The 26,222-nt window shown below is 64.0% G+C and carries 22 protein-coding genes and 3 tRNA genes; 13 read left to right on the top strand and 12 right to left on the bottom strand.

Annotation, left to right across the window (positions count from 1 at the left end; all coding sequences use genetic code 11):
* Window positions 1–97: 97 nt before the first annotated feature.
* The 3 genes from JOF47_RS19690 (at window position 98) to JOF47_RS19680 (ending at window position 3,778) form a co-directional block, all read left to right on the top strand.
* Window positions 98–1,606 carry a sugar ABC transporter ATP-binding protein gene (locus tag JOF47_RS19690; protein WP_210002121.1) on the top strand — a complete coding sequence of 503 codons (1,509 nt, stop codon included), beginning with the start codon at window positions 98–100 and terminating at the stop codon, window positions 1,604–1,606.
* Complete coding sequence (locus tag JOF47_RS19685) at window positions 1,603–2,643, top strand: ABC transporter permease (protein WP_210002119.1); 1,041 nt, start codon at window positions 1,603–1,605, stop codon at window positions 2,641–2,643. Before JOF47_RS19690 ends, JOF47_RS19685 begins: the two co-directional genes overlap by 4 nt.
* A gap of 148 nt (window positions 2,644–2,791) precedes the next feature.
* Complete coding sequence (locus JOF47_RS19680; protein WP_210002117.1) at window positions 2,792–3,778, top strand: ABC transporter substrate-binding protein; 987 nt, start codon at window positions 2,792–2,794, stop codon at window positions 3,776–3,778.
* Window positions 3,779–3,999: 221 nt separating this feature from the next.
* On the opposite strand, the gene JOF47_RS19675 is transcribed toward JOF47_RS19680, so the two are convergent.
* Window positions 4,000–4,677, bottom strand: a complete 678-nt coding sequence (locus tag JOF47_RS19675) for a FadR/GntR family transcriptional regulator (protein WP_210002115.1) — start codon at window positions 4,675–4,677, stop codon at window positions 4,000–4,002.
* Between the two features lie 136 nt (window positions 4,678–4,813).
* Here JOF47_RS19675 and JOF47_RS19670 point away from each other — a divergent pair, with 136 nt between their 5' ends.
* Window positions 4,814–5,818 carry a hypothetical protein gene (locus tag JOF47_RS19670; RefSeq protein ID WP_210002113.1) on the top strand — a complete coding sequence of 335 codons (1,005 nt, stop codon included), beginning with the start codon at window positions 4,814–4,816 and terminating at the stop codon, window positions 5,816–5,818.
* Between the two features lie 159 nt (window positions 5,819–5,977).
* On the opposite strand, the gene JOF47_RS19665 is transcribed toward JOF47_RS19670, so the two are convergent.
* Both JOF47_RS19665 and JOF47_RS19660 read right to left on the bottom strand, forming a co-directional pair.
* Window positions 5,978–6,066 (bottom strand) — tRNA-Ser (locus tag JOF47_RS19665).
* 105 nt (window positions 6,067–6,171) lie between these two features.
* Entirely contained in the window at window positions 6,172–8,385 is a 2,214-nt protein-coding gene (locus tag JOF47_RS19660) for a prolyl oligopeptidase family serine peptidase (protein ID WP_210002111.1), read from the bottom strand.
* Window positions 8,386–8,511: 126 nt separating this feature from the next.
* Here JOF47_RS19660 and JOF47_RS19655 point away from each other — a divergent pair, with 126 nt between their 5' ends.
* Window positions 8,512–9,609, top strand: coding sequence for a type I restriction endonuclease (locus tag JOF47_RS19655; protein WP_210002817.1), 1,098 nt, complete (start codon window positions 8,512–8,514; stop codon window positions 9,607–9,609).
* 102 nt (window positions 9,610–9,711) lie between these two features.
* Entirely contained in the window at window positions 9,712–11,733 is a 2,022-nt protein-coding gene (locus JOF47_RS19650) for an FAD/NAD(P)-binding protein (protein ID WP_210002109.1), read from the top strand.
* An 85-nt stretch (window positions 11,734–11,818) separates the two neighbouring features.
* Here JOF47_RS19650 and JOF47_RS19645 read toward each other — a convergent pair.
* Window positions 11,819–11,906: transfer RNA gene (locus tag JOF47_RS19645), tRNA-Ser, on the bottom strand.
* A gap of 148 nt (window positions 11,907–12,054) precedes the next feature.
* On the opposite strand from JOF47_RS19645, the gene JOF47_RS19640 reads away from it, so the two are divergent.
* The 5 genes from JOF47_RS19640 (at window position 12,055) to JOF47_RS19620 (ending at window position 17,090) form a co-directional block, all read left to right on the top strand.
* Entirely contained in the window at window positions 12,055–13,032 is a 978-nt protein-coding gene (locus tag JOF47_RS19640) for an NAD(P)H-quinone oxidoreductase (RefSeq protein WP_210002107.1), read from the top strand.
* Between the two features lie 117 nt (window positions 13,033–13,149).
* Window positions 13,150–15,396: a carbon starvation CstA family protein gene (locus tag JOF47_RS19635; RefSeq protein WP_210002105.1), complete on the top strand. Its 2,247-nt coding sequence runs from the start codon at window positions 13,150–13,152 to the stop codon at window positions 15,394–15,396.
* 47 nt (window positions 15,397–15,443) lie between these two features.
* The gene (locus JOF47_RS19630; RefSeq protein ID WP_342592895.1) at window positions 15,444–15,647 is read left to right on the top strand and encodes a YbdD/YjiX family protein; all 204 of its coding nucleotides are present in this window, start codon (window positions 15,444–15,446) and stop codon (window positions 15,645–15,647) included.
* A gap of 173 nt (window positions 15,648–15,820) precedes the next feature.
* A complete protein-coding gene (locus tag JOF47_RS19625) occupies window positions 15,821–16,552 on the top strand; it encodes a proteasome activator (RefSeq protein WP_245357072.1) in 732 nt (243 codons plus the stop codon).
* 82 nt (window positions 16,553–16,634) lie between these two features.
* Window positions 16,635–17,090 carry a hypothetical protein gene (locus JOF47_RS19620; RefSeq protein ID WP_210002101.1) on the top strand — a complete coding sequence of 152 codons (456 nt, stop codon included), beginning with the start codon at window positions 16,635–16,637 and terminating at the stop codon, window positions 17,088–17,090.
* A gap of 80 nt (window positions 17,091–17,170) precedes the next feature.
* On the opposite strand, the gene JOF47_RS19615 is transcribed toward JOF47_RS19620, so the two are convergent.
* Window positions 17,171–18,448 carry a hypothetical protein gene (locus tag JOF47_RS19615; protein WP_210002099.1) on the bottom strand — a complete coding sequence of 426 codons (1,278 nt, stop codon included), beginning with the start codon at window positions 18,446–18,448 and terminating at the stop codon, window positions 17,171–17,173.
* Window positions 18,445–18,969 carry an RNA polymerase sigma factor gene (locus JOF47_RS19610; RefSeq protein ID WP_210002097.1) on the bottom strand — a complete coding sequence of 175 codons (525 nt, stop codon included), beginning with the start codon at window positions 18,967–18,969 and terminating at the stop codon, window positions 18,445–18,447. The genes JOF47_RS19615 and JOF47_RS19610 overlap by 4 nt, the downstream gene beginning before the upstream one ends.
* Window positions 18,970–19,143: 174 nt before the next feature.
* Between JOF47_RS19610 and JOF47_RS19605 the strand changes: the two genes are divergently transcribed.
* Complete coding sequence (locus JOF47_RS19605; RefSeq protein WP_210002095.1) at window positions 19,144–19,989, top strand: aldo/keto reductase; 846 nt, start codon at window positions 19,144–19,146, stop codon at window positions 19,987–19,989.
* 101 nt (window positions 19,990–20,090) lie between these two features.
* Here JOF47_RS19605 and JOF47_RS19600 read toward each other — a convergent pair whose 3' ends face one another.
* The 6 genes from JOF47_RS19600 to tmk all read right to left on the bottom strand — a co-directional run bounded on the left by JOF47_RS19600 (window position 20,091) and on the right by tmk (window position 24,879).
* Entirely contained in the window at window positions 20,091–20,660 is a 570-nt protein-coding gene (locus JOF47_RS19600; protein ID WP_210002092.1) for a GNAT family N-acetyltransferase, read from the bottom strand.
* Window positions 20,661–20,669: 9 nt separating this feature from the next.
* Window positions 20,670–21,173 (bottom strand): MepB family protein, encoded by a 504-nt coding sequence (locus JOF47_RS19595; protein WP_210002090.1) that lies wholly within the window; start codon window positions 21,171–21,173, stop codon window positions 20,670–20,672.
* Between the two features lie 113 nt (window positions 21,174–21,286).
* Window positions 21,287–21,359 (bottom strand) — tRNA-Thr (locus JOF47_RS19590).
* A 102-nt stretch (window positions 21,360–21,461) separates the two neighbouring features.
* A complete protein-coding gene (locus JOF47_RS19585; RefSeq protein ID WP_210002087.1) occupies window positions 21,462–23,018 on the bottom strand; it encodes an alpha/beta hydrolase in 1,557 nt (518 codons plus the stop codon).
* Between the two features lie 35 nt (window positions 23,019–23,053).
* Window positions 23,054–24,202, bottom strand: a complete 1,149-nt coding sequence (locus JOF47_RS19580) for a DNA polymerase III subunit delta' (protein ID WP_210002085.1) — start codon at window positions 24,200–24,202, stop codon at window positions 23,054–23,056.
* Window positions 24,199–24,879, bottom strand: coding sequence for a dTMP kinase (gene tmk / locus JOF47_RS19575; protein WP_210002083.1), 681 nt, complete (start codon window positions 24,877–24,879; stop codon window positions 24,199–24,201). The genes JOF47_RS19580 and tmk overlap by 4 nt, the downstream gene beginning before the upstream one ends.
* Window positions 24,880–25,053: 174 nt before the next feature.
* Here tmk and JOF47_RS19570 point away from each other — a divergent pair, with 174 nt between their 5' ends.
* Window positions 25,054–26,196 carry a trans-sulfuration enzyme family protein gene (locus tag JOF47_RS19570; RefSeq protein ID WP_210002081.1) on the top strand — a complete coding sequence of 381 codons (1,143 nt, stop codon included), beginning with the start codon at window positions 25,054–25,056 and terminating at the stop codon, window positions 26,194–26,196.
* Window positions 26,197–26,222 lie beyond the last annotated feature (26 nt).

Below are 26,222 nucleotides of genomic sequence, written 5' to 3'. Positions count from 1 at the left end.
TTGATTGAAAATGCAATTGTTTGGAGCTTTTAGGTTGCATGTGATCTGATTCACGAGTAGTTTTTTACTAAACATCCGATGTTAGGAGGGTATGGATATGAGCGAGTACTTGCTGGAGATCGACGGGGTCGACAAAAGCTTCCCCGGCGTTCGCGCCTTGGCGAACATGCAACTCAACGTCCGCCCCGGTGAAGTATTGGCGTTGGTCGGCGAGAACGGCGCCGGAAAATCAACGCTGATGAAGCTCCTGTCCGGGATCTACGTTCCCGACGCGGGAACCTTCCGCATCGGCGGCAACAAGGTGGACATCAGCGGCCCGAAACACGCACAAGAGCTCGGCGTCAGCATCATCCACCAGGAATTCAACTTGATGCGCGACCTGACCGTCGCCCAAAACATCTTCCTGGGCCGCGAACCCATGCGGGGACCGTTCATCAACGACTCGGCGCTCAACCGCCAGGCCCGCGAACTTTTCGACCGGATCGGCGTGGACCTCAACCCGGTTCAGCAGGTCGCCGAACTGACCGTCGCCAAGCAGCAGATGGTTGAAATCGCCAAGGCACTGAGCTTCGACGCGAAGCTGCTGATTCTCGATGAGCCGACCGCCGCGCTCAACGATGCCGAGGTCGAAACCCTGCATCGGATCATCCGCCGATTCATTACCCCGGAAACCGGCGCCATTTACATCTCGCACCGCATGGACGAGCTCAAGGTCATCTCGGACCGGATCACCGTGATCCGCGATGGCGAATACGTGGACACCCTCGACACCGAGACCACCACCATGCCGGAAGTCATCTCCCTGATGGTCGGACGCGAAGTCTCCGGAACCGACCGCCCGGCAACCATCCTCGCGGGCAGGGAAACCCGGCTGGAAGTGCGCAACCTTTCAACCAGGGAACTGCTGAACGACATTTCATTCAGCATTGCCAAGGGCGAAATCCTGGGCTTCGCCGGACTCATGGGCGCCGGCCGCACCGAGGTCGCCCGGGCAATCGTGGGGGCGGACAAGATGAGCTCCGGGACGATCATCCTCAACGGGCAGGCCGTGAGCATCCCGAATCCCGCGCGGGCTGCCCAGCTGCGCATCGGCTACCTCTCCGAGGACCGCAAGCACCTGGGACTCATGCTGGAAGCCGACGTCGCGCAGAACATCATGCTTTCGTCCCTGAAAGAGATCAGCAAGTTCGGTTTCATCAACGGACGCATGCTCAAGTACATCGCCGGTGAACAGGTCGAACGGTTGCGGATCAAGACGCCATCGATCCACCAGGAGGCCAAGAACCTCTCCGGCGGTAACCAGCAAAAGATCGTGATTGCCAAGTGGCTGGTCAAGGACTGCGACGTGCTGATCTTCGACGAACCAACGCGCGGCATCGATGTGGGCGCCAAGGACGAGATCTACCGCCTGCTCAACGAACTTGCCGCCAGCGGCAAGTCGATCATCATGATCTCCTCGGAACTGCCGGAAGTCTTGCGCATGTCGCATCGCATCGCGGTGATGTCGGAGGGCAGAATCACCGGATTCCTGGACAACGCCGAGGCTACCCAGGAACGAATCATGGAACTTGCCACGCAGAGTGAACGAGGAGCAAAAACAGCATGAGCACCACCACCTCGGTTGAAAACGGCAGCCGCTCGCCGTTGGCCAAGCCGCCCCAGAACCGCAAGGAATCCGACCTCATGGTCCGGGCCCGCGCCAGCATGCAGCAGCTGATGGCATTCGGGTCCCTGATCGTGCTGGTGATCCTCTTCGGCATCCTGAATCCGCTTTTCCTGACCCCATCGAACCTCTCCGACATCCTGCTCTCCACGGTGGTCATTGGATTGCTGGCACTCGGTGCGACCTTCGTGATCATCACCGGCGGCATCGACCTCTCGGTGGGAACCGGCATGTCCCTGACCTCGGTCATCGTCGGGGTGACGCTGACCTACATGGGCCTTCCGCTCGCGTTCGGCGTGCTCGCCGGCATCCTGGCCGGTGCCTTGATCGGCCTGATCAACGGAGTGCTCATCTCCTACCTGCGCATCCCGCCATTTATCGCCACTTTGGCCATGATGATGGTTGCCCAGGGCCTGGCCCTGGTCATCTCCGGAACCAAGCCGATCTACTTCAACGACACCCCCGGATTCAGCCAGCTGGCGCTGGGCAAGTCGATTCCGGGCTTGATCATCCCCAACGCGGTCTTCATCTTCTTCATCGCGGCAGTCATCGCCGGGGTAGTGCTTTCCAAGACCCTGATCGGACGCTACACCTACTCGATCGGCTCCAACGAGCAGGCAACGGCACTGTCGGGCATCAACGTCAGGCGCTGGAAGATGTGGATCTACACCCTCGCCGGCACCTTCACGGGCCTGGCCGGCGTGGTCATCGCCTCCCGGCTGAACTCGGCGCAACCGGGGCAGGGCGCGGGTTACGAACTTCAGGCCATCGCCGCCGTTGTCATCGGGGGCACGTCCCTCCAAGGCGGCAAGGGCTCGATCGTCGGCACCGTGATCGGCGCGCTGATCATGTCCGTGCTCACCAGCGGCCTGCGAATCATCAATGTTCCGCAGGAATGGCAATCCGTGGCCATCGGCAGTGTCATCCTGCTCGCCGTATACCTGGACATGCTGCGCCGCAAGGACAAGAGCACCGGCTAAAAGCAGCCGCTTGCCCCCGGCCGCACCAAGGATTTTCACCGTCCCGGACCCTGTTGCCCTACCAGCACCATGTCCGGGGCCGAAACCCATTCATCATCACCACTCGCAGTACGCCCGCAGTTTCCCGTCACGAAATGGAGTACACGTCATGTTCCGTAAGAAGCTCATTGGTCTGGCAGCAGTGTCAATGCTTGCGCTGACCCTGTCCGCATGCGACACCAGCACCACCCCGGACGCCGGTGCCGCTGCCACCAGTGAAGGCCAGAAGCCGTACGTGGCCATCGTTTCCAAGGGATTCCAGCACCAGTTCTGGCAGTCGGTCAAGGCCGGTGCCGAGCAGGCGGCCACCGAGTACGGCGTCGAGATCACCTTCGAAGGCCCGAACACGGAGAAGGACGTGGCCCAGCAGATCGAGATGCTGACCACCGCCATGTCCAAGAGCCCGGCCGCCCTGGGCATCGCCGCGCTCGACTCGCAGGCTGCCACCCCGATCCTGGATGACGCCAAGGCAAAGAACATCCCGGTGATCGCCTTCGACTCCGGCGTCGATTCGGCGATTCCCGTGGCCACCGCGGCAACCGACAACAAGGCGGCAGCAGCCGAGGCCGCCAAGCACATGGCCGAACTCATCGGCGGCTCGGGCGAGATTGCCGTCGTCGCCCACGACCAGACCTCCACCTCGGGCAAGGACCGCCGCGATGGATTCACCGAGTACATGGCAGCCAACCACCCGGACATCAAGATCGTCACGGTCCAGTACGGCGGCGGCGACCAGCTTGAATCGGCGAACCTGGCCAAGACCATCATCAACGGCAACCCGAACCTGAAGGGCATCTACGGCACCAACGAAGGCTCGGCGATCGGCGTGGTCAAGGCGGTTGAAGAGCTCGGACTCAAGGGCAAGCTCACGGTTGTGGGCTTCGACTCCGGCAAGGCCCAGATGGACGCCATCCGCTCGGGCCTGATGGCCGGCGCAGTCACCCAGAACCCGGTCGGCATCGGCTACGAGACCGTCAAGGCAGCTGCTGCGGCCATCAAGGGCGAGACCGTCGAAAAGGTCATCGACACCGGCTTCTACTGGTATGACGCCAAGAACATTGACGACGCGAAGATCAAGGCCAACCTCTACGAGTAGGACTGAAGGGCTGCCGTACATCGCGGAAGCCGCCCGCTGAAAAGCAGGGATTGCCTCGGCCGTGGGTGGCCGGAGCGGATCGTTTCAGCACAAAAGCCCGGTTTCGCCGTCTCCCGTCCGCTTGGCGGGTGGGAGACGGTGAAACCGGGCTTTCCCATGTCAAAGAAGCGGGGCCCGGAGATCCATCAGGCGGATCTCCGGGCCCCGCCGAATCTTTGGCGTCAGCTGGCAGTGGATTGCCTGAGCCAGGTCTCCACGCCGGAGACGTGGGCGGTAACCAGCGCCTTGGCCAATTCGGTGTCACCGGAGCGAATTGCCGAAAGGATCGCTTGGTGCTCGTCCAATGTGCGTTGAACCGCGTGATCCTGGGTCAGTCCGCGCCAGATGCGAGCGCGCACGGTGTTGCTGGAGAGAGCCTCCAACAGGGTCCCGAGGTAGGCGTTTCCCGCGGCTTCGGTGATGATCGAGTGGAAAAGCAAGTCATGGGTGACCAGCTCCTGGATGTCGGTGTCCGCGGTGACCGCGTGCACAGATTCCTCGAGTCGTTCGAGCTGCTCTTCGCTGCGCCGCTGGGCCGCCAGGCCAGCCGCGGACGGTTCGAGGATCCGCCGGACCTCGAGCAGTTCAAGGATCGATGAATCCTGATGAAGCTCGACAACGAACGACATGGCCTCGGTGAGCAGGTGCGGTTCAAGGCTGGTGACATAGGTTCCGTCTCCACGCCGCACGTCCAGGACGCGGATGAGTTCCAGCGCCTTGACCGCCTCGCGAAGTGAAGAACGGGAAAGGCCAAGACGCTCCGAAAGTTCTTTTTCAGGGGGGAGCCGGTCTCCGGGCGAAAGCTCTCCGCCAAGAATCATTTCTTTGATGCGCGTGATCGCTGCGTCTGTGACTGCCATATACCCAGTCTAGACATCGGATGTCTGGGCCGGAACCAAGATGAACGAATTGGTCGGCCCGCGGGCTGTGTTGATACCCGGAACTTTGCGGGTCCCTGGCTTCGCCCTCGACCCCGGTGGGCCGTAGTCTAGAGGTATGGAAACTCTGCTTTGGGTCGTCGTTCCGCTGCTCATCCTCGGTCTTGGCTGGCTGTGGCTGACGCGGCTGCGCGCCAAGAACTCAGCCGAGGTTTCTGCCGCGATCACGCCGGAAACGGCCGAATCAGCAGCCTTGAGACTCACGGGCGAAGGGCATCGAGCAGTCTACAGATCCTTGGCGCAGGGCGATTTCATGGCAGCGGTGCAGAATTACAAGGCCATGACCGGGGAAGGGTACAAGGCAAGCATCATCGCGGTGCGCAGCCTTGAGCGCTTCCCGCAGATTCGCAAGGATCCTGCCGCCGGCATGACCATTTCCCAGCAGCTTGAGGCCGAACGCCTGGCCGAGCTTGCCGCCAATGAAAACGCGGAGCAGGCCGATGACGAATCGAGCCCGAGCGTCGCTGCCTCGATTCCTTCGCTCGATAATTCAGCGGCCTCCCCGGTGCACGAAGTTTCGCCCCAGGATGCGCTGTCCATTCCCAGCGCCCCTGCGATCGGGGACGACGAGGCGTGGGTTGTGCCCAGTGACTGGGCACAGGAATTCGGAAGCGAAGCGGAAAAAACCTCAACGCAGTTCAAGGTTTCCTACTTGGTGGACGGGGAGCCCCGGGAATTTGCCAGCGAAGACCTGCCCCCCGCTGAATACGACCAGTTCATGTCCTTGGTTCGCGACCACGACTTGCCAGGCGCCGCAACGCTGATTGCCAAGTATTCGGGGCTGGACCAAGGCGAAATACTGCGCATGCTTGTTTCCTCGCCGCTGGGCGGGGGCAACTCGTCATCGGCAAACATCGCAGACTTCAGTTTTGAAGGACAGGGGCCGGACGGAGCCGTCCACTTCAGTGTCAACGACCTGGATGAGCCCGAGCGCACCGAGTTCCTCGACCACCTGCGCATGGGCGAACTTGACGAGGCGACCGCGATTGTCGCCCGTTGTACGGGCCTTCCCGATGAGATGGTTCGAACTTTGCTCAACGCGTTCGGCGACGGAGACAAGTAGCTGCTCCAAGCAGCGCCGTCTGCACCTGGAACCGCGTGTGTCTGGCCCCTGATGGGGCCGGACGCGCGCGGTTTCCTTGTTTTTGGGGCGTCTGTGCGGCCTTTGTGAAAGCGCCCCAAGACGCAAAAAAGCCCCCTACCTAAGTAGGGGGCCATTCGGCGGACACGGGGGGATTTGAACCCCCGGTCGAGTTTAACCCCGACACTTCATTAGCAGTGAAGCCCATTCGGCCGCTCTGGCACGTGTCCTTTTACTGTTTCCAGCTCCCCTAGACTACCCAAAGCTGGCTCCGCTTACAAAACGAGAATCAGCCAGGGAGTGAAAACGTTGATATTCCGAGGATTAATGACGGATCAGGACCCGATATTTCGCCACAGGAACTCGTAACTGGTGGCCAACATGGTTGCCGAAGCGGCATTGTCGGAGGCGCCGGCATGCCCGCCGTCGAGGGACTCGTGGTACCGAACGTTTGGCACACCCATGTCCATCATCCTGGCCGCCATTTTCCGGGCCTGAACCGGACCAACCCGGTCGTCACTTGTGGCGCTCCAAATGAGCGAGGCGGGATAGGCGGTCCCGGCAGGCAACGCATCATCGAGCCGGTGGTAGGGGGAAAACGTGCGGATGAACTCCCAGTCCCCGGGCACGTCAGGGTCCCCGTACTCGGCGATCCACGAATGCCCTGCGGCCAACCGGGTGTAACGGCGCATGTCAAGAAGCGGGACGCCGCAGGAAACGGCTCCGAAGAGTTCGGGGTAGCCGGTGATCATGTTGCCCATGAGCAGTCCGCCATTCGAACGCCCGGTCGCCGCCAAATGCCTGGGCGAGGTCACTCCGCGGGCCACCAGGTCGCGGGCAACGGCGGCGAAGTCCTCGTAGGCGCGATGGCGGTTTTCGCGAAGTGCTGCACGGTGCCAGCGCGGACCGTACTCCCCGCCGCCGCGGATGTTCGCCACGACGTAGCTGCTGCGTCGCCCGCCGGCGGTGCTGCGTGTCAGCCAGCCCGGCCCCAGCGTGCCCACATAGCCGGGAGTCAGGCTTGCCTGGAAACCGCCGTAGCCGTGCATCAGGACGGGGTTCAAGCCGTCGAGGGGCAAATCTGCAGGGGAAACCTGGAAATACGGGACGCGTGTCCCGTCATCGGACACCGCAAAGTGCTGGGTCACCTCGAAATCCGAGGCGTCAAAGCGTGCCGGGGCGCCCTTGACGACCCTCGGTGGCGACCCCGGCGCGGCCGCGGAACCGATGGTGCCGCGGGCCAGCGTCGTCGGGGTCAGGAAGCCGGTGATGGTGAGCCAGTAGTCGTCCGCGCACTCCGGATCCAGGTCGTCGACGGACGAGATGCTGAAGCTGTGCAGCGGTGCGCCCGCCTCGAGCGGGCTCAGGGCAAAATCGAGCGAAGGGTCGCAGACCAGGATCTGTGAGGAAACGTCCTGCAGGACATTGAGCAGCAGGTAGTTGGCGGTGAAATCGATCGACTGGAGCGAGCTGCTGTCGGTGGGAACAAAGATCTCCCGCAGGGACGCGGTCCCGGCCATGAATTCTTCCAGGTCGGCCAGCAGCAGCGACCCGGGCACATGGGTCTTGCCGCGGCGGGTCCAGGCGGTTTGCGGGGAGAACAGCACCCAGCTCCGGTGAAGGGACACCCCGACATCCGTTGGCACCTCGATCTGGACCCATGATTCGTCGCGGCGCAGGTAGGTCTTGGCGTTGTAGAAGTCGATCACGTCGTGCGCCACGTCGCGCTCGAACCCCGGAGTGGGGTCGTGCGACACGTAGGCGAGCACGTGGGATTCGTCAATGGCAAAAACCTCCGGGGCCTGGTCCAGCTCCTGGGAGCGGGACAGCCTCCGCACGGTGCGGGCGTAGGAGGAGCGAGTCAGCGACCCCTCGCCCACCTCGGTTGCCACATACAGCGTGTCCCCATCCAGCCACGAGACATTGGTTTTGGCGACGGGAAGGTCAAAGCCGCCGGACACGAAGGCGCGGGTGGCAAGGTCGAATTCACGCACCCTGACCTGGTCGCCGCCGTCGGGGGAGAGCTTGACCAACGCGCGGGCATAGGGGCTGCCCGGTGTCGGGCGCAGCATCTGCGCGCCGGAGAACACCCAGTCGACGTTGTCCTCGGCGGCAAGGGCATCGACGTCGAGCAGCACCTCCCACGCCGGGTCCCCGCCTTGGTAGGAATCCCAGGTCGTGCGCTGCCACAGTCCCTTGGGATGCGCGGCATCGCGCCAGAAGTTGTAATAGTGCTCGCCGCGCTTGGTCACCATGGGAATGCGGTCGGTGGCATCGAGAACCCGGAGGATGGCGTCTCGGCTCGCCTCGTAGTCCGCGTCAAAGAGTTCGGATTCGGTGCGCTCGTTCTGTGCCAGCACCCACTCCATGGCCCGCTGGGAGTCCAGCTCCTCGAGCCACTGCAACGGGTCGGCCGGCTCGTTCGCCGTCGTCTTGCGGTGTGGCGCAGACGGGGGAGCCGCGCCGTTCCCGGGGGCGTCATGAAGCACTAGTGTCGATGCGTCTGCCGGCGTGGCATCCGGGGTGTTCCGGGGCGAAGAAGAACTCATGTGTTCAGTCTATGGAACTAGGCAAGAGGCTTTGGAAATCTTTTTCGTCACAACCAGTGACATCCCCAATTTGTCGAACTCTGTGAGTAGGTTGAGTGGACCTACACGCTCTTGGAAGGAAGAATGATGCAGTTTGGAGAACGGATCGCCGCACTGGCGGCGAAGATTCAGCAACAGCGCAGCATTATCGAAACAGAAGAGGCGACGAAGAACGCATTCATAATGCCTTTCATTTCGACTATCCTCGGGTACGACGTTTTTGATCCTTTGGAAGTGGTACCGGAGTTCACTGCTGATATCGGGATCAAAAAGGGCGAGAAGATTGACTATGCCATCGTTCGCGATGGGGAAGTCCAGATCTTGATCGAGTGCAAGAAATCTCCCGCCGGTTTGAAGTACGAACACGCCTCTCAGCTGTATCGCTATTTCGCCGCGACCAACGCCCGGATCGCCATTTTGACCAACGGCGAGGTCTACCAGTTCTACACGGATCTTGATGCGCCAAACAAGATGGATTCGAAACCGTTCTTGATCTTGGACATGAACGACATTGACGAAACTCTGATCCCAGAGCTTCGGAAGTTGTCTCGAGATACCTTCGACCTCGATTCCATCATTAGCTCCGCGGAGGAGCTCCGGTACATTGGCGAAATCAAGCGGGCGATTGCTGCGAATTTCCAAGAGCCCACACCCGATTGGGTCAAGTTCTTGTCCACCGGCGTCTACGAGGGTCAGTTCACCCAGCGAGTAAGGGACCAATTCACAGGTTTGGTTGCCAAAGCATCCAAACAATTCCTGGGCGACCAAGTGAACGATCGAATTAAGGCAGCGCTCGGTGAGCCCAATGTGCCAGCGATTTCATCGGTAGAACTCATAGCAAGCGTGACGAGCAAGCCCATCGTCGAAGCGGACCTCGAGGCGGATGACGGCGTCGATACGACACTGGAGGAGCTTGAAGGCTTCCATATTGTCCGTGCCATTGTTTGTAAGGACGTGAAAGCCAATCGCGTAGCCTACCGCGATGCGAAATCGTACTTCGCTGTTTTGCTTGACGACAATAACCGCAAGCCGATCGCGCGACTTCATTTCAATCGGACACAAAAATACCTAGGTGTCTTTGGGCCGGACAAAGTCGAGACCCGAATCCCGATTCAAAGTCTGGACGAGATCTATGAGCATGCAGAGGTCTTGCGGGCAACAGTTGAAAGCCACATGGCAGCGTAGTCTCTCAACGCAGCCTTTCCTTGCGTTTGGCACTTGGGCACATCCGGATTGCCGGGTGTGCCCGGGTGACCCGGACGCCCGCGGGGGACTAGGCTGAAAAGCGTGAGTGAGCAGCAGAATTCCAGTCCAGAACCGTACACAATCGCCGTCGTCGGTGCCGGTCCGCGTGGCACCTCGGTATTGGAGCGGCTCCTGGCCGCGCTGCGGCAGGCCGAAGGCCGTGGCCGGATGATCCGGATCCTGGTCTTTGACCAGTTTGAACCCGGCGCCGGACGTGTCTGGTCCACGGCGCAGTCGCGGCTTTACCTGATGAACACGCCATCGGTTTTCCCGACAGTCGCCCCCGAGCGCACGCACCCGGACGAACCCGGACTGAGCTTTGAGCAGTGGCGGGCCTCCGGCGGCGACGGCGCGCTCCTGAGCACGGTCGAGACACAGGAACTCGCGGCACTGGAACGCGGATCCTACCCGCCGCGTGCCCTGTACGGGCGCTACCTGCGCCACGTCTTTGAGTCGGTCGCCGCGGCCCTGCGCGACCTTGAACTGGTCGTCGAGGTCCGCTTCGTGCGCTCCGAGGTCCGCAGCCTGTCGCGCACCGACGCCCGCTATTTGCTGGCCGCGCAACCCGTGGACGACTCCTACCCGCACCCGCGCGCGCAGGGCGCCCCCGAGGAATTCACCGCGGACGCGGTGGTGCTGGCGCTCGGGCACGTTCCGGCGCACCTGAACCCCGCACAGTCGGCGATGTCCGAGGAAGCCGACGAGGTGGACCTGACCTACCAGGGCCCGAATGTGCCAAGCGATGTGTCGTGGGACAAGATCCCGGCCGGGCAGACAGCGCTTGTCCGCGGCCTGGGCCTGAACTTCTTCGACGTGATGGTCGCGTTGACCGTGGGCCGCGGCGGGGAATTCCGTTCGGCCAACGGCGGCCCGGGGCAAACGCTGGAATACTGGGCCTCCGGATTCGAGCCCAAGATCGTGGCGGCCTCGCGCCGCGGCACACCCTACCGGGCCAAGGCCTGCATCGAGGAGTTCATTCCGCCGTCGGTTCGCCTGGAGTACTTCGACAGCGAGGTGATCGTCCAGCGGATCGCCGAGCAACGGGTCACCAACCCGGAGGCCACCGCCGAGTTCGAGGCCCACGTGTGGCCGCTGCTGCACCGCGACGTGCTGCTGGCCTACTACCGCACCGCCGCCGCCAGGACACCCGGGCGCTTCGCGCTCGACCCCGACGAATTCCTGCGCCGGCTCGTTTTGGTGCTGGACGCTGAGCACCAGGCAGGGGCCCAGGTGTGGCTGTCGGAGGCGCAGCAGCTGGTGGCCGAGCACGCCCCGGAGCTGGGTTTCCTGGATGTCCCCGGGCTCGGGCAGCCCTTTGCTGAACGCGGGTTCGGCTCGGCGCAGGAATACCAGAGGGCCGTCCTGGAATACCTTGAGACCGATGCCTTGTCCTCCGCCGGCGGGGAAAAGGACCCGTTGAAGATGGCGATCGGGACGTTGAACGCCGGGCGCATGGAACTCAAGAACATGATTGCCGAGGGGCTGATCTCCGACGAGTCTCGCCTGAACGAGGTCCAGGGCTGGTTCGAACCCCTGGTGGAGGGACTCTCCTCCGGGCCGCCGGTGCAACGCATTGAGGAGTTGGCGGCGCTCGCGCGGGCTTCCGTCGTCGAGTTCATCGGCCCGGACCCGGAATTCGGTATCGACCCCGTCTCCGCCGCGTTCATCGCCTCTTCCCCGTGGGTCGATGCACCCAGCTACACCGCGCCGGTCCTGGTCGAGGCGATGATGCCCGCCAACAGGGTACTGCAGACGGCCTCGCCGCTCTTGCGCCAATTGCTCGACGACGGGCTTGCCGCGCCGCTGACCATGCGCAACGTGGCGGGCGAACCCATTCCGGGGCAGGGCCTCGACGTGGTGGGGGAGCCGTACCGACTGGTCGATGCAAACGGGCTGGCGCACCGTGCCGTCTTCGTGCTGGGCCTGCAGCTTTCCTCGGTGCAGTGGGGCACCGCCATCGCCGCGCAGGCGGGGGCGCCGCTTGACGGGGCGGCCCGCACCCTGGGCGACGCCCGGGACATCGCCCAAGAAATGGTGCGGCTCAGCCAGAACAACGCGCTGTAGAACGCCCCGCAGGGCCAAGCCGGCATTGATTTGGAAACACAAGAGAGGCAGTCCCCACGATACGGGAACTGCCTCTCTTTGTGAGCGGATGGTAAGAGATTTGAACTCTTGGTACGGGGTTACCGCACACTGGTTTTCAAGACCAGCTCCTTAGGCCGCTCGGACAACCATCCAGACCAAAAAAGTATACGCCAGCAAAGGCACGACCGCGGACCACCTGCGGCTTACGCATCCAGGCGTGTCGAAAACGGGCGTCCGTGCCGCGCCCGGCGGATGCGATCATGGGGGAAACGGGAAACGATCCAAGGAAAGCGGGCGACGATGCGAGCCATTGAATACCAAGGTGCAGGCGGAACTGAAGTTGTGGCGGAAACCGAACGCCCGCTTCCCGTCCCGGGGCCCGGCGAGGTGCTGGTCAAGGTGGCGGCCTTCGGGCTGAACAGGGCGGATGTGCAGCAGCGGATCGGGGTGTACCCGCCGCCCCCGGGGGCCAGCGACATCCCCGGCCTCGAGGTCTCGGGCATCGTGGAAGCCGTTGGCCCGGAGGCCGACGCGTCGCTGGCCGGCAAGCGTGTCTGTGCACTGCTGGCAGGCGGCGGGTACGCGCAGTATGTTGCGGTGCCCGAGGGCCACGTGCTCGAGCTTCCGGACTCGGTCGACCTGGTGGACGCCGCGGGTTTCATGGAGGTCGCGGCGACGGTCGTCTCCAACCTCTTCCTCGAGGCGAACCTGCGGGAGGGGCAAAACGTGCTGATCCACGGCGGCGCCGGCGGGATCGGCTCGATGGCCATCCAACTCTGCGCGGCGGCGGGCGCCACGGTGTTTGTCACGGCATCCAGCGACCAGAAGATCGCCCATTGCCTGGCGCTGGGGGCGCACCACGGGATCAACTACCGCGACGAGGACTTCGTCCGGCGCACCGCCGCACTCACCGGCGGGGCCGGCATCGACGTCATCCTGGACGTCGTGGGTGCCAAGTACCTTGCCTCGAACGTGCGGGCGCTCGCCGTGGACGGGACCCTGGTGGTCATCGGGTTGATCGGCGGGGCCAAGGCCGAGCTGAACCTGGGTGCGCTGATGGCCAAGCGGGCCCGCATCATCGGCACCACGTTGCGCGCCAGGCCGACGGAACAGAAGGCCCGGATCGTGGACGAGGTGCGCCGGCGGGTGCTTCCCTTGCTCGAATCGGGGCGGCTTGACCTGGCGATCGACCGCCGTTTTTCGTTCGATGATGTCCGTTCGGCGCACGAATACTTCGATTCGGGGAATCACACCGGAAAAATCGTCGTCAGGGCCTGACCACGATTTCCCCAAGGACTACGGTGGGTGGTGAGTGCAGGGTGTCTTGCGACACAGGAAACCATTCCTGCGCCCACAACTCGCGCCCCACCCATCAGTACCCGTGAGAGGAAAACAATGAGTCAGCATCGCAGCACGGCGCCGGATTTGCCTCCGGCAGGTGTAGCCCCGGAGACGATCGAGGCGGAAGAAAAGAAGTGGACGCCAATCAAGATCGCGATCTGGGTTGCCATCGCACTGCTGGGCGGCGTCGCCTGGTCGATAGTTGCGTTCTCGCGCGGCGAGACCATCAACGCCATCTGGTTCGTTTTCGCGGCTGTCTGCACCTACCTGATTGGCTACCGCTTCTACGCCAAGTTCATCGAGCGCAAGATCACCAAGCCCAATGACTTCCGGGCCACCCCCGCCGAGTACAACAACAACGGCAAGGACTTCATGCCGACCGACCGCCGGGTGCTCTACGGGCACCACTTCGCGGCGATCGCCGGCGCCGGCCCGCTGGTCGGCCCGATCCTCGCCGCCCAGATGGGTTACCTTCCGGGCACCATCTGGATCATCATCGGCGTGGTCCTGGCCGGCGGAGTCCAGGACTACCTGGTCATGTTCTTCTCCATGCGCCGCGGCGGACGCTCGCTGGGCCAGATGGCCCGCGAGGAGCTTGGTCTCATCGGCGGCACCGCCGCACTGATCGCCACCCTTGCCATCATGGTCATCATCGTGGCGATCCTGGCCCTCGTGGTGGTCAATGCGCTGGGCGAATCCGCCTGGGGCGTGTACTCGGTGGGCCTGACCATCCCGATCGCCCTGTTCATGGGCGTCTACCTGCGGTTCATCCGCCCGGGCAAGGTCATGGAAGTCTCCGTGATCGGCTTTGCGCTGCTGATGTTCGCGATCATATCCGGCCGCTGGGTTGCCGAATCGGCGTGGGGCGCCGAACTCTTCCACCTGGACCGCACCGCCCTGGCCTGGTTCATCATCTTCTACGGCTTCATTGCCGCGGTGCTCCCGGTCTGGCTGTTGCTGGCCCCGCGCGACTACCTCTCAACCTTCATGAAGATCGGCGTGATCGGCCTGCTGGCCGTCGCCATCATCGTGGTTCGCCCGGAGATCTCCGTCCCGGCGATCTCTGAATTCGCGATCACCGGCAGGGGCCCCGTGGTGGCCGGGCACCTGTTCCCGTTCCTCTTTGTCACCATCGCCTGCGGCGCGCTCTCCGGATTCCACGCACTGATCTCCTCCGGAACCACGCCGAAGATGGTCGAAAAGGAACGCCAGACCCGCTTCCTGGGCTACGGCGGCATGCTCATGGAATCCTTCGTCGCCATCATGGCGCTGGTCGCTGCGATCTCCATCGACCGCGGCATCTACTTCGCCATGAACTCCTCCGCCGCGGCAACCGGCGGAACCGTCGAGGGCGCGGTGGCGTTCGTGAACTCGCTGGGCCTGACCGGCGTGAACCTGACCCCTGGCATGCTGACCGAGCTGGCCGCGGGCGTGGGTGAGGAAAGCGTCGTCTCGCGCACCGGCGGGGCCCCGACCCTGGCCGTGGGCATCGCGCACATCATGCAGCAGTGGTTCGGCGGGATCGCGATGATGAGCTTCTGGTACCACTTCGCCATCATGTTCGAGGCGCTGTTCATCCTCACCGCCGTCGACGCCGGCACCCGCGTGGCCCGCTTCATGCTGCAAGACACCATCGGCAACATCATCCCGAAGTTCAAGGACACCTCGTGGCGTCCGGGCGCGTGGACGTGCACCGCGATCATGGTCGCGGCATGGGGGTACATCCTGATCCTCGGGGTCACCGACCCGCTGGGCGGCATCAACACGTTCTTCCCGCTCTTCGGCATCTCCAACCAGCTGCTGGCAGCCATCGCCCTGGCAGTCGTCATGACGATCGTGGCCAAACGGGGAAACTTCAAGTACCTGTGGGTCGTGGTGCTGCCGCTGACGTTCGCCACCGCTGTCACCGTGTACGCGTCGTTCCTGAAGATCTTCTCACCGGTTCCGGCCGTCGGTTACTTCGCACAGCACAACGCGTTCAAGGGTGCACTGGAACGCGGGGAAACCAGCTTCGGGTCCGCCAATAGCGTTGCGGCCATGGAGGCCGTGGTGCGCAACACCTTCGTCCAGGGCTGGCTCTCGGTCATCTTCCTGGTGCTTTCGGTGATCGTGATCATCGCGGCCATCATCGCCACCATCAGGGCATTCCCCCACGGCGGCGGCGCCAACACCGAGGATCCGGAGGTTCCCTCCAAGCTCTACGCTCCGAGCGGCATCGTCTCCTCGCCGGCCGAGAGGGAACTCGAGGCGGCATGGAAGCTGGTTCCGCCCGAGCACCATGTCTTCCGGGGCGGTCACTGACCATGGGCTCCGCGAAGGAAACGGTTCCGGGCGCACAACGCTCGGCGGTGGCACGGGCATGTTCCGCAACGTGGCATGGCGCCCGGTCGTTCGTGCGCTTCTTCGAAGGTGTGCTGGGCGCCGACAAGTACCGGGTGTACCTCGAACACCAGGCACGCACCCACCCCGGCGTGCCGCCCATGAGTGAACGCGAGTTCTGGCGCGATTACACCGACTGGCAGGAAAAGAACCCGCAGGGACGCTGCTGCTAGGCGCCAAGACAGTTCGGGACATGGCGGGCCGTTGAACCAGGTTCAAGGGCCCGCCATTTCGCTGCCCGGAAGGGAGCCTGCCGTCCGGTTGAGGGCCGGGATGCCGCACGGGTTCTCCAAAGCCCTCGGGGTTCTCTCTCCCCGCGGTCGGCAGCCCGTGGCAAGATGGTGCCATGACCGAGCAAAGTGCGCAGATCCCGGAAGAGCAAGAGGCAACAGACCAGCCATCGCCGAGTGCCACTCCATGGCCGTCGGTACCCGGTTTTGCCGCGGGGCAACACCCTGTTCCGCAGGAAGTCAGGCCCACTCCTATGGGCCGCGGGCCGGTTGGCGGCCCCGCACCGGGAACCATGCCGGTTCCAAGCACGGAGCAGGAAAGCAACGGCCAGCAGATGATGGGTGTGGGTGAACCCGCAAAGCTCATGCGCATCGGCGGCATGATCAAGCAGCTTCTGGACGAGGTCCGTTCCGCGCCCCTGGACGAGCAGGCGCGCACCCGGATGGCGGACATCCACGAACGATCCGTACAGGAACTTGAAACGGGGTTGTCCCCGGAACTGGCCGCCGAGCTGCACCGGATCCGGTTGCCCTTTGGCGAGGGCGAAACACCCACCACCGCGGAGCTGCGCGTGGCACAGGCCCAGTTGGTGGGCTGGCTCGAGGGGGTCTTCCACGGATTGCAGGCCGCCATGGCAGCCCAGCAGCTCGCCAATCAACAGCTTGCCCAGCGCATGGCCCTGCGCCAGCTGCCACCGGGCACCCAAGTGGCCCCCGGCATCATCATCAACGAACAGGGCGAACCCGAACGCATGGGCCCCATCGGCCCGCGCAGGGCGGAAGGCCCCGCGGAGTCCGGGGACAAGAAGAACCAAGAGGGAAACAGCGGGTATGGCCAATACCTCTAGACTGGTATTCCGGACGAAGACGGCCCGGAGCCGCCAAGGCGCACAGCCTTGAAATCGAGCAGAGGCAAGGGTACAAACGCAGATGGGGCTGTTCTCCACCGCGCGCAATGCGCGCCGTGACGCCAAGGAACTCGGCGATGGAGTGTGGCGACGCGCCTACGACCGCTTCGGGCGGTCGCTGGACCGGGTGCACCAGGTCCTCGAAGGCATTGAAGACGACGACCTGCACAATGCGTTGATCCTGATCGCCAACCACCTGGCGGAGCTGCAATCCAGGGTTCGCGCCATCTGTGTCGAGGCCCAGGCGAAGAACCCCAGCACCGGAGACAACGTTCCGCACGAGCTCTATGCGGTGCACCGCATGCTGTCCAAGGCCGCAAACGACCTGGCAACCACCGCACAGGTTGCCGCGATGTCACGCCTGGACGGCGAGCGCTGGGGTTACGCCTCGGCCGGGCTGGAAAACGTCGCCATGCGCGCCGACCTGGTTGCCGAGGGGATCAGTGCGGCCGAGGCCGAAATGGCCAAACACCGATAGCGCTTTGCTGCACAAACTTGTGAGCGGGCGGTTGGCCGGAATTTTCCGGTCGACCGCCCCCTGTTCGTTGGACGTGGCGGTTACTTCTTGAGGCCCGCGAACTTCACGATCTCGCCGGTGCGGTCGCCACAAGTGCCGGTTGTTCCCGTGGGCCAGACTTTGAGGGTGGCCGCGCGCTGCTTTGTTGTGTCAAGGGAAAAATTGGCGGTGTCGTAGCTCTGGCCGGGTCCGACCGGCGGTGTGATTCTCAGCGGGGTGTTCAATACGGGCGGATCATCCACAATCTCTGTCATGTCGATGGATGCCTTTGAGCCTGTTGGGAATGAAAGGATCCTGTCGCCCAAAGTGGTGGTGACTGAAACGCATGACGTGGCATCGGGGCCGGTCCGTGAATGGAAGCTCTTTGCCCTGAGCAAGGATGGGGCTTGCTGAGGGGTTCCGGAAAAGCCGTACTTCATGCCGAAGGCTGCAAACTGCACGAGATAGGGAACGCCGAGGTCCACGGCCGTTGCCTCCAGGGGCTCTCCGTCGAGTGTCCTGGCCGATGACGCCCCCTTCAAGGATCCCGCGGCCAGGTGGCTTTGGTCGGAAAACAGCACCCCGTAGGGGCCGGGTTCCGCCTCCAAGATCCCGTCCCTCAGGTTGGCGGAGTAGACGATCGCAAGATCGCCTGTTTCGGGGTTGCGGCCCAGCAGCGAGGTACTGCGCATCCCGAGATCGATCGGCACCCAGTCGGAATCGACAAGTATCTTGTCGTCTTGTTTGTCATCCGGGGTCAAATCAGCCGTGGGCGTCGATCCCGATTTCACATACAGCTCGAACACCCAGCCGGTTGCGCGGAGTTCACCGGGATCCGCCGGAAGAGCCGCACGCAGTCGTCCGACCATTCTTTCGCCACCTGCCTTGGTGAATGCGGCCATCTTCTTCCCGTCCAGGGGATTGAAGTAGGAAGGTGCAACTTCCGGCGCGGTAGTCTCGGCGGGTACAGCTGGGGGCGCGGCCGGCCCAGGTGCGGGTGCCGTGCTGTTGGCCCATGGGCCGAACACCGCAACGCCTGCAACCAGTGCGGCGCTGGCTGCCACCGCGAGGAACACGCCCCAACGGGGTCCGGCCGACGACCGGTTGGCACCGCTGCTCGAGCCGGTTGCGGATGCGTCGTCCGTTGCCGGGCGCGGCGGGGGAACGACAGATTGCGAGATCGGTGGCGCATAGTGCCCGGCAGAAATCCCGGAGGTGTTGGACCTGCTTCGAACCATTGCCGTGGCCACTCGATCGTTGGCCGGGTCGGAAGCGCGCAGCAGCGACTCCAATGCGGGATCGAGGTCGTTGCTTGGGTGGGGAGCTGGATTTGGGGTCATGGCCGTGCCGCCTCTCCTGTGGAAAATTGCAGTGCTGAATCGGATGCAAGCGCCGTGGCGAATGCCTTGCGCGCCCGGTGCAGGCGCACGCGGACGGCCCCGGGGCTGCTGTCGAGGATGACTGCTATTTCCTCGGTGGTGAACGAATCCCAGTAGGTGAGCAAGAGAAGCTCCCGCGCCGGCTCTTTCATCGTTTCCAGTGCCCGGGCTACCTGCGGGTTCTCGACCCTTGGACGCATGCGCTCATGAGCAAATGCGCTGCGGAGCTTGGAAGCCTTGGCCGTAGCCCGGTATGCGCCGCGCAGGAGGTTCCGGGCAATCGCCACCACGTAGGCGGTCTCGGGTTGGGCGCCGCCAAGGACCTTTTCCCAGACGATCACGAACACCTCGCCGGTGAGGTCCTCAGCAAGGTGTGCGGGGATGATCCGCCGGGCCAGGTAGCGGAAGACGGTGTTGTGGCAGGCGGCATGCACGGCAGCGAAGCGTTCTTCGGGTGCCGGCACGGGCCTCGGAAGCATCATCACTTGTTCCATGCTCCCTCTATGTCCGGAAGCCGCCCGGGTGTTACACGCCGCATCAAGGAATTTTTCCGAAGCTGCCAATTGAACCTTGAAACGGTTGCTTAACATTTCGCCCAACGCTGATCAGCACGCGCAGCTGCCCCCGCCCACAACACGCGGTGGCAGGATGAGAACATGACGAACCTTGTTTCCCCCGAACTCACATTCCACGACGGCAACACCATCCCGCAGCTTGGCTACGGCGTGTGGAAGGTCGAAGACACCGTTGCCACCGACGTGGTCCAGCAGGCCTTCGACGCAGGCTACCGCCACATCGACACCGCCAAGATCTACGGAAACGAAGAGGGCGTCGGTCGCGCGCTTGCCGCCACCGACGTTCCGCGCGAAGACATGTTCATCACCACCAAGGTCTGGAACGCCGACCAGGGCTTCGAAGAAACCCTCGCGGCCTTCGACGCCTCCATGGAGCGCCTGGGCCTGGAGTACCTCGACCTGTACCTGATCCACTGGCTGCAGCCCAAGCAGGGCAAGTATGTCGACACCTGGCGCGCACTGATCGAGCTGCAGAAGTCCGGTCGCGTGAAGTCGATTGGCGTCTGCAACTTCACCATCGAGGCGCTCGCCAAACTTGAAGAAGCCACCGGCGTGCTGCCGGTCATCAACCAGGTCGAAACCCACCCGTACTTCCCGCAGACCGCGCTGCGCGAATTCGAAGCTTCCAAGGGCATCAAGCACCAGTCGTGGTCGCCGCTGGGCCAGGGCAGCGAACTGCTGAGCGATCCGGTGTTGGTTGCCATCGCCGAAAAGCACCAGGCAACTCCTGCCCAGGTTGTCATCGCCTGGCACTTGGCGCTGGGCAACGTCGTGATCCCGAAGTCCGTGACTCCGTCGCGCATCGTCGAGAACTTCGAAGGCCTTGCTGTCCGCCTGGACGCCGAAGACATCGCGGCGATCAACGCCTTGGACAAGGGCTTCGAAGGACGCATCAGCGCCGACCCTGCCGTCAGCGACTTCGCCTAGGCATCGGTTTCCGCCCGGCTGCAACCGGGAGGAAAGCAAAGTGCCGTGGGGACCCGATTGATCGGGCCCCCACGGCACTTTAACGCCGGTGTGGGCGTTTGCTAGCCAAGGATCGACCACGGCTGCATGGTGCGGTCATCGCCGGGCAAAAGACTGCCGGCCCAGTCGTCGCGCAGTTGCCCGCGCAGTGCGGCACCCAGGCGGGCGGTTCCCTCGAAATGGAAGCCCAGCTTCTGGGCGACTCGTGCCGAGCCGAAGTTCCCCGCATAGGCATTCCATCCGATGCGGGCCAGACCCAAGCCGGCGGGCGCTTCGGCGAGGGCGAAATCCAGCACCGCGGTGCAGGCCTCGGTCAACAAGCCTTGGCCGCGGAACGCCGGGTCCATCCAGAAGCCCAGATCGGCCGATCCGTTGCCAACCCGGTAGAGGCCTACGACGCCGGCCAAGGTGCCGGCGGATCGGATGGTCCACGTGTACTCGGTGCCTTCGTCCCATGTCTTGTCGGTGTGCGTGGTTACGTATTCGATCGCGTGTTCGTGTAAATAGGGAACCGGAATCGGCACCCAGTTCTGCGTTTCGGGATCTTGGCATGCGGCGAAGACCGCGTCAACGTCATCGGCTGCGGGTGGGACGAGTTCCAGGTTCTCGGTCTGCAGCGAAAGTTTTTCCATGGAAAAAGCCTATCGGCTCAACACCGTGAAGAACCCACTCTGCCATGCCCACACCTTGGTGGCGCTTGCATTGAGATCGGTGTCCCATGGGGTGTAGAGGCGGAAGCCACGCTTGCCGGGTTTTTTGGACGTGGTCAAAACCCCTGACTTGGCCAATTCCCGGGCGGGAAACTTGAAACATCCGTAGCCGTGTTTGGTCTCAGCGGCGATCCAGAACTCGTCCACGCCGTCGTCTGCGGTGTAGGGCCTGGTAACGCCCTCTGCGTCACGCCGCCACAAGGTGACAAACAGCCCCGCCTTGGTGGGCGTGACCTTCGCTGCACGGAACGCCACGTGGGTCTCCGTTCCGGACGCGCGGGTGATCGCAAAGCCGCAACCTGCATAGGCGCGGGCCTCCGGATTCGGATCGGGGAAGTACCCGGATATGCCATGGCCTGCCGGAAGCGGTGCATGGCCAAGGAGCTTGGCCAGCTCGGGCGGGAAGAGCGATGATGGGGGAGTCTGACTCGACAACTGAGGTTCCTGGTTCCCGGTTCCGCCCGATGGCTACACCCAAAGGTGCTCACCGGGGCAAGTTTCGAGGTGGTGTTAAATGAAAAACCCCCGGAAAGCCGGGGGTAAATCAGAGCCTCCTGCCAGAATCGAACTGGCGACCTTTTCATTACGAGTGAAACGCTCTACCAACTGAGCTAAGGAGGCACCGTGGCGTATTAGCGCCACAAGTGACTACTTTATAGGAGCGTATCGGCAGCGGTCAAAACGACGTGCCGATACGCCCCGAAGACTCCGGTTGCGCGGGGTCTAGCAGGTCAGTCCGTCGGCGGGAACCTTGCCGTCAATCAAGTACGATTCGACAGCATTGGAGATGCATTCATTGGAGCGGCCATAGGCGGTGTGGCCGTGTCCGTTGAAGGTCACCAGCGAAGCGGAATCGAGCTGTTCGGCCAACGCCTGGGCCCACTCGTAAGGAGTCGCCGGATCCCCGGTGGTGCCGATAACGACGATCGGTGCAGCGCCCGCTGCATTGATCACGCCGGGTTCCCCCTTCGGCGGGTACTTCCAGTCCTGGCACCCCACGGCGCCATAGGCCAGGTACTTGCCGATGGTCGGCGCCGCGGCGACCAACGCCTTTTCGTCGGCCCGCATCACGCCGATATCGGAGTTCATGGGGTAGTCCAGGCAGTTGATGGCAGTGAACGCGGCGCTGCTGTTCCCGGAGTAGTTGCCATCCGGTTCACGGCCGGCCGTGATGTCGGCGAAGAACTGGATGTCGTCAACGTTCCCGGCAATCACGTTGCGCAGTGCCTCGGTCAGCGCCGGCCACAGGGAATTGGAATAGAGCGGGACAATGAATCCATTGACAAAGTCGATGATCGGCACGGTCCGGCCGTCGGTGGCCACCATCGGGGTGCGCTCGACTCCGGCGAACAATTCGCGGAGCTGGGTCAACGCGGACTCGAGATCGCCGGTGAACGGACAATCAGGGGACTCGAGGCAATTCTGCATGTAGGCCCGGATTTCGTTTTCGAAACCGATGGCCTGACCCATGGTGATTTCTTCGTTGGTCAGCGATGGATCCAGCGCGCCGTCAAGCACCATGCGGCCGACGTTCTGCGGGAAGAGCTCTGCGTAGTGGGCCCCAAGGGCGGTGCCGTAGGAGTAACCAAGGTAGTTCAGTTGCTTGTCACCGAGCAGGGCGCGCATGACGTCCATGTCCCGCGCCGCGGAATCGGTGTCCACGAACCCAAGGGACGGACCGGTGCGTTTGGCGCACAGTGCCGCATACTGGGCGCTGGATTTGCGCATGAGGGCCAAACCCTCGTCGGTGCTGGTATCGAATTGCTCCTGGCGGCTGGCATCCTGTTCCGCCGGTGTCTCGCACTTGACGGGGGTCGAGGAGCCCACGCCTCGCGGGTCGAAACCGATGATGTCGAAGCTGCGCTGCAGATCCTGCCCGAACAAGGTGGGGATCGAATCCCTGACAATTTCAAGGCCCGAGCCGCCGGGCCCGCCGGGATTGACCAGCAGCGACCCCTGGGCGTTCTTTCCCGCGCGCTTGTTGAGGGCAAGGGTCATGGTTTCGCCTTGGGGATTGGCATAGTCCACGGGCACCTTGATTTTTGCGCACTCGAGGACTCCGCCGCAATTGGTCCATTCCAGCTTCTGGTTGTAGAACTTCTCAAGGCCGGCAGGGACCACGTCGGCAACGGGTGCCGCGGTCGACTGCGTGGCGGAAACCGATGGGCTTTGCACGCCCGCGGTGGGGTCCGCAGTGGTGGCTGGACCGCATGCCGTCAGCAGCAGGGCCACGGAGCCCAATGCTGCAATCACGGACACTGGGCGTCTGAAGGCTCTCATGCTGGCTCCTAGGGCTGGTGGGGCGGAATATTCGGTTATTTGGCGGGCCGCAGGGCGACCATCATGGCCTCGACGGCCAGAAGCGGTGCAACGTTTGCACCGATGCGGGTACGGGCCTCGGCGATGGCATCGATCTTGGCCACCGTCGCTTCGGGGCGCGACGCCGCGGCGTAGGACCGCAGGTCGTCGGCGAGGTAGTCGTTGACAAGTTCGGTGCCGGAGTTCAGCTGCAGCATCAAGACATCGCGGAAAAACGTGGTCAGGTCGATCAACGAGCGATCCAGCGCATCGTGCGTGGAGCGGCGGGCCCGGCGCTTGGCGTTTTCTTCCAAGGCCTTGAACTGGCTGCGCTGCTGGGGCGGAACCGGGGCGTCGGCGTCCAGCCCGAGCGCCGTGCGCAGCGCGGCGGCCTCGGCCTCGGCGCGTTCGGTTGCTGCGGCGGTGGCCTCGGCCGTGGAAAGGTCCACCAGCTCCGCGGCGGCCATCACCGCATCGGCGACCCCGCGAAGCCGCAACGGCATGCGCACGGTGCGGTCCCGGCGGCGGCGGGCGTCCTCGTCGCGGGCCAGGCGCCTGGCAATGCCGATGTGCGATTGGGCGATGCGGGCCGCAAAGTCGGCCTGGGCCTCCGAAAGCCCGTCGCGGCGGACCAACAGCTCGGCAACGGCGGCCCGGGTGGGCACCGAAAGCGACACCGAACGGCAGCGCGAACGGATCGTCACCAGCACGTCGGCGGGGGATGGGGCGCACAGGATCCAGATGGTGTGCGGGGGAGGCTCTTCGATGGACTTGAGCAGCACGTTGGTGGTGCGCTCGGTCATCCGGTCGGCGTCCTCGACGATGATCACGCGCCACGGGGCGGTGGAGGGCCGGTCCTGGGCCTTGGTGATCAGCTCGCGGACGTCGTCGATCTGGTAATTAACCTTCTCGGTGGAGATCAACGCGACATCCGGGTGGGTGCCGGCCAGTACCGTCACGCAGGCCTTGCACTGCCCGCAACCGCGGTTTGCCGCATCGGGGACCGTGCATTGCAGGGCGGCGGCAAAGGCCCGCGCGGCGTTCGAACGCCCGGAACCGGGAGGGCCCGTGAACAGCCAGGCGTGCGACGGGCTGCCCTCGGCCACGGCGCGGGAAAGCGCTGTGATGGTTTTCCCCTGGCCCGGCAGGTCGTCCCAGACACTCACGACAGGTACCCGGAAGCTTCCGGAAGGGCGGCGACGGCGTTGCTGATGGCGGCGGCCAACTCGTCGACGCTGTTTGTAGCATCGAGCACCACGTAGCGCTGCGGGTCGCGGCCGGCAAAGTGGAGGAACGCCTCGCGAATGCGGGCATGGAATTCGTCGGGTTCCGATTCCAGCCGGTCCTCGGCCACGGGCGCCCCGTCGACTCCGGTGGTGCGGCGGGAACGGCCCGCTGCCGGGGCGACGTCCAGCAGCACGGTCAGGTCGGGGCCCAGCCCGCCGGTGGCGAATTCGTTGATGGAACGCACGGCGTCCTCGCCCAGGGCGCGGCCGATGCCTTGGTACGCCAGGGAAGAGTCGATGAACCTGTCGCAGACCACCATGGTGCCGGCGGCCAGCGCCGGGCGGATCACCTGTTCGACGTGGGCGGCGCGTGCCGCCGCATACATCAGAGCCTCGGTGCGCGCATCGACGGTGCCCTGCCCGTGGTCCAGCACCAGGGAACGGAGCTTTTCGCCGATCTGGGTGCCCCCGGGTTCGCGGGTTTGCAGGACGTTGTGGCCGTTTTTGCGCAACTCGGCGCTCAGCAGGGCCGCCTGCGTCGATTTCCCGGCGCCGTCCCCGCCTTCGAAGACGATGAAGCGGCCTGCTGATCTAGGATTCTGCTGCGTCGAACTCACCGTCCTAGCCTATCCCTATTGGGGTGCGACGGTGAGTCGTCCGGGCGGGCAGTTGGGCTGTTGGTTCCCAAGTCCGCGGGGCCGGACGGGGACCGTCGCGGGGGTTGTCACAGCGCGGCGGCGTTTCGTCATCGAGCTGGGGGCGCGGGCCCGGCCCGGAGTAACCTGAAAAACATGACTGCCAGCAACAAGAATTCCTGGGCACCGGACACCATTGTGGTGGCAGCCGGGCGCCCGCCGCACGAAACCGACCAGCCGGTGAACCCGCCCATCGTGCTTTCCTCGACGTTCTACTCACTGGGGGAATCCGGTGCGGGGGAGAAGGTCTACGGACGGTTCACCAACCCGACGTGGGACCCGCTGGAAGCGACGATCGCGCAGCTCGAAGACAGCTACCTGCCGGCCCTGGCCTACGCCTCGGGCATGGCCGCGGTCGCCGCGGGCCTCTCGCTGCTTCCGGCCGGAGGCACGATCGTGATTCCGCGCCACGCCTACAACGGGTCGCTGGGCCTGGTGGCCGAACTCGAGAAGACCCTGGGGCTGACCGTGCGCCGCGTGGAACTCGAGGACACAGAGGCAACCCTCGCCGCGTTCGACGGGGCAGACATGGCCTGGCTTGAATCGCCGACCAACCCCATGCTGGAGGTCGCCGACCTTCCGGAGCTGCTGAAGGCGGCGCGTGCCATGGGCGTGCTCACCATCGTGGACAACACGTTCTCCACACCGCTTCTGCAGCGCCCCCTGAAGCTCGGCGCGGACGTGGTGGTGCATTCGGCCACCAAGTACATGGGAGGGCATTCGGATGTGGTGCTCGGCGCCGTGGTGACCCGCAACCCGGAACTGCACGCCAGGTTGCACGCCATGCGCACCTTGCACGGCGCCATCCCCGGTCCGTTCGAGGCCTGGCTGACGTTGCGCGGTATCCGGACCATGTCCTTGCGCCTGGAAAAGGCGGAGGCCAACGCCCAGGACCTTGCCGCCCGGCTCAGCGGGCACCCGGCGATCTCCCGGGTCCGCTACCCGGGCCTGCCCGGGGACCCGGGGCACGCCCGCGCCGCGGCGCAGATGGACGGATTCGGTTCCATCCTGTGCATCGAGGTGGAAGCCGGTGCCGCCGCGGCCGATGCGATGCTGGCGAAGCTGCGCCTGTGGACCCCGGCCACGAGCCTGGGCGGGGTCGAGTCCCTGGCCGAGCGCCGCCGCCGCCATGCCGGCGAGCCGGAGTCGGTGCCGGAAAACCTGGTGCGGCTGAGCGTCGGAATCGAAAACGTCGAGGACCTCTACCGGGACCTGGATGAGGCACTTGGGCGTTCCTGAATCCGGCATGAGGACTCGGCGGGCAA

It is taken from the genome of Paeniglutamicibacter kerguelensis (assembly GCF_017876535.1).
Classification (GTDB): Bacteria; Actinomycetota; Actinomycetes; order Actinomycetales; family Micrococcaceae; genus Paeniglutamicibacter; species Paeniglutamicibacter kerguelensis.
This window is presented reverse-complemented; position numbering and strand designations above follow the sequence as displayed.

Bases quoted from the DNA above. Each gene is read 5' to 3' on its own strand.
- JOF47_RS19690 (WP_210002121.1), top strand. From the start codon at position 98: ATGAGCGAGTACTTGCTGGAGATCGACGGGGTCGACAAAAGCTTCCCC.
- JOF47_RS19685 (WP_210002119.1), top strand. From the start codon at position 1,603: ATGAGCACCACCACCTCGGTTGAAAACGGCAGCCGCTCGCCGTTGGCC.
- JOF47_RS19680 (WP_210002117.1), top strand. From the start codon at position 2,792: ATGTTCCGTAAGAAGCTCATTGGTCTGGCAGCAGTGTCAATGCTTGCG.
- JOF47_RS19675 (WP_210002115.1), bottom strand. From the start codon at position 4,677: ATGGCAGTCACAGACGCAGCGATCACGCGCATCAAAGAAATGATTCTT.
- JOF47_RS19670 (WP_210002113.1), top strand. From the start codon at position 4,814: ATGGAAACTCTGCTTTGGGTCGTCGTTCCGCTGCTCATCCTCGGTCTT.
- JOF47_RS19660 (WP_210002111.1), bottom strand. From the start codon at position 8,385: ATGAGTTCTTCTTCGCCCCGGAACACCCCGGATGCCACGCCGGCAGAC.
- JOF47_RS19655 (WP_210002817.1), top strand. From the start codon at position 8,512: ATGCAGTTTGGAGAACGGATCGCCGCACTGGCGGCGAAGATTCAGCAA.
- JOF47_RS19640 (WP_210002107.1), top strand. From the start codon at position 12,055: ATGCGAGCCATTGAATACCAAGGTGCAGGCGGAACTGAAGTTGTGGCG.
- JOF47_RS19635 (WP_210002105.1), top strand. From the start codon at position 13,150: ATGAGTCAGCATCGCAGCACGGCGCCGGATTTGCCTCCGGCAGGTGTA.
- JOF47_RS19625 (WP_245357072.1), top strand. From the start codon at position 15,821: ATGACCGAGCAAAGTGCGCAGATCCCGGAAGAGCAAGAGGCAACAGAC.
- JOF47_RS19620 (WP_210002101.1), top strand. From the start codon at position 16,635: ATGGGGCTGTTCTCCACCGCGCGCAATGCGCGCCGTGACGCCAAGGAA.
- JOF47_RS19615 (WP_210002099.1), bottom strand. From the start codon at position 18,448: ATGACCCCAAATCCAGCTCCCCACCCAAGCAACGACCTCGATCCCGCA.
- JOF47_RS19610 (WP_210002097.1), bottom strand. From the start codon at position 18,969: ATGATGCTTCCGAGGCCCGTGCCGGCACCCGAAGAACGCTTCGCTGCC.
- JOF47_RS19605 (WP_210002095.1), top strand. From the start codon at position 19,144: ATGACGAACCTTGTTTCCCCCGAACTCACATTCCACGACGGCAACACC.
- JOF47_RS19600 (WP_210002092.1), bottom strand. From the start codon at position 20,660: ATGGAAAAACTTTCGCTGCAGACCGAGAACCTGGAACTCGTCCCACCC.
- JOF47_RS19585 (WP_210002087.1), bottom strand. From the start codon at position 23,018: ATGAGAGCCTTCAGACGCCCAGTGTCCGTGATTGCAGCATTGGGCTCC.
- JOF47_RS19570 (WP_210002081.1), top strand. From the start codon at position 25,054: ATGACTGCCAGCAACAAGAATTCCTGGGCACCGGACACCATTGTGGTG.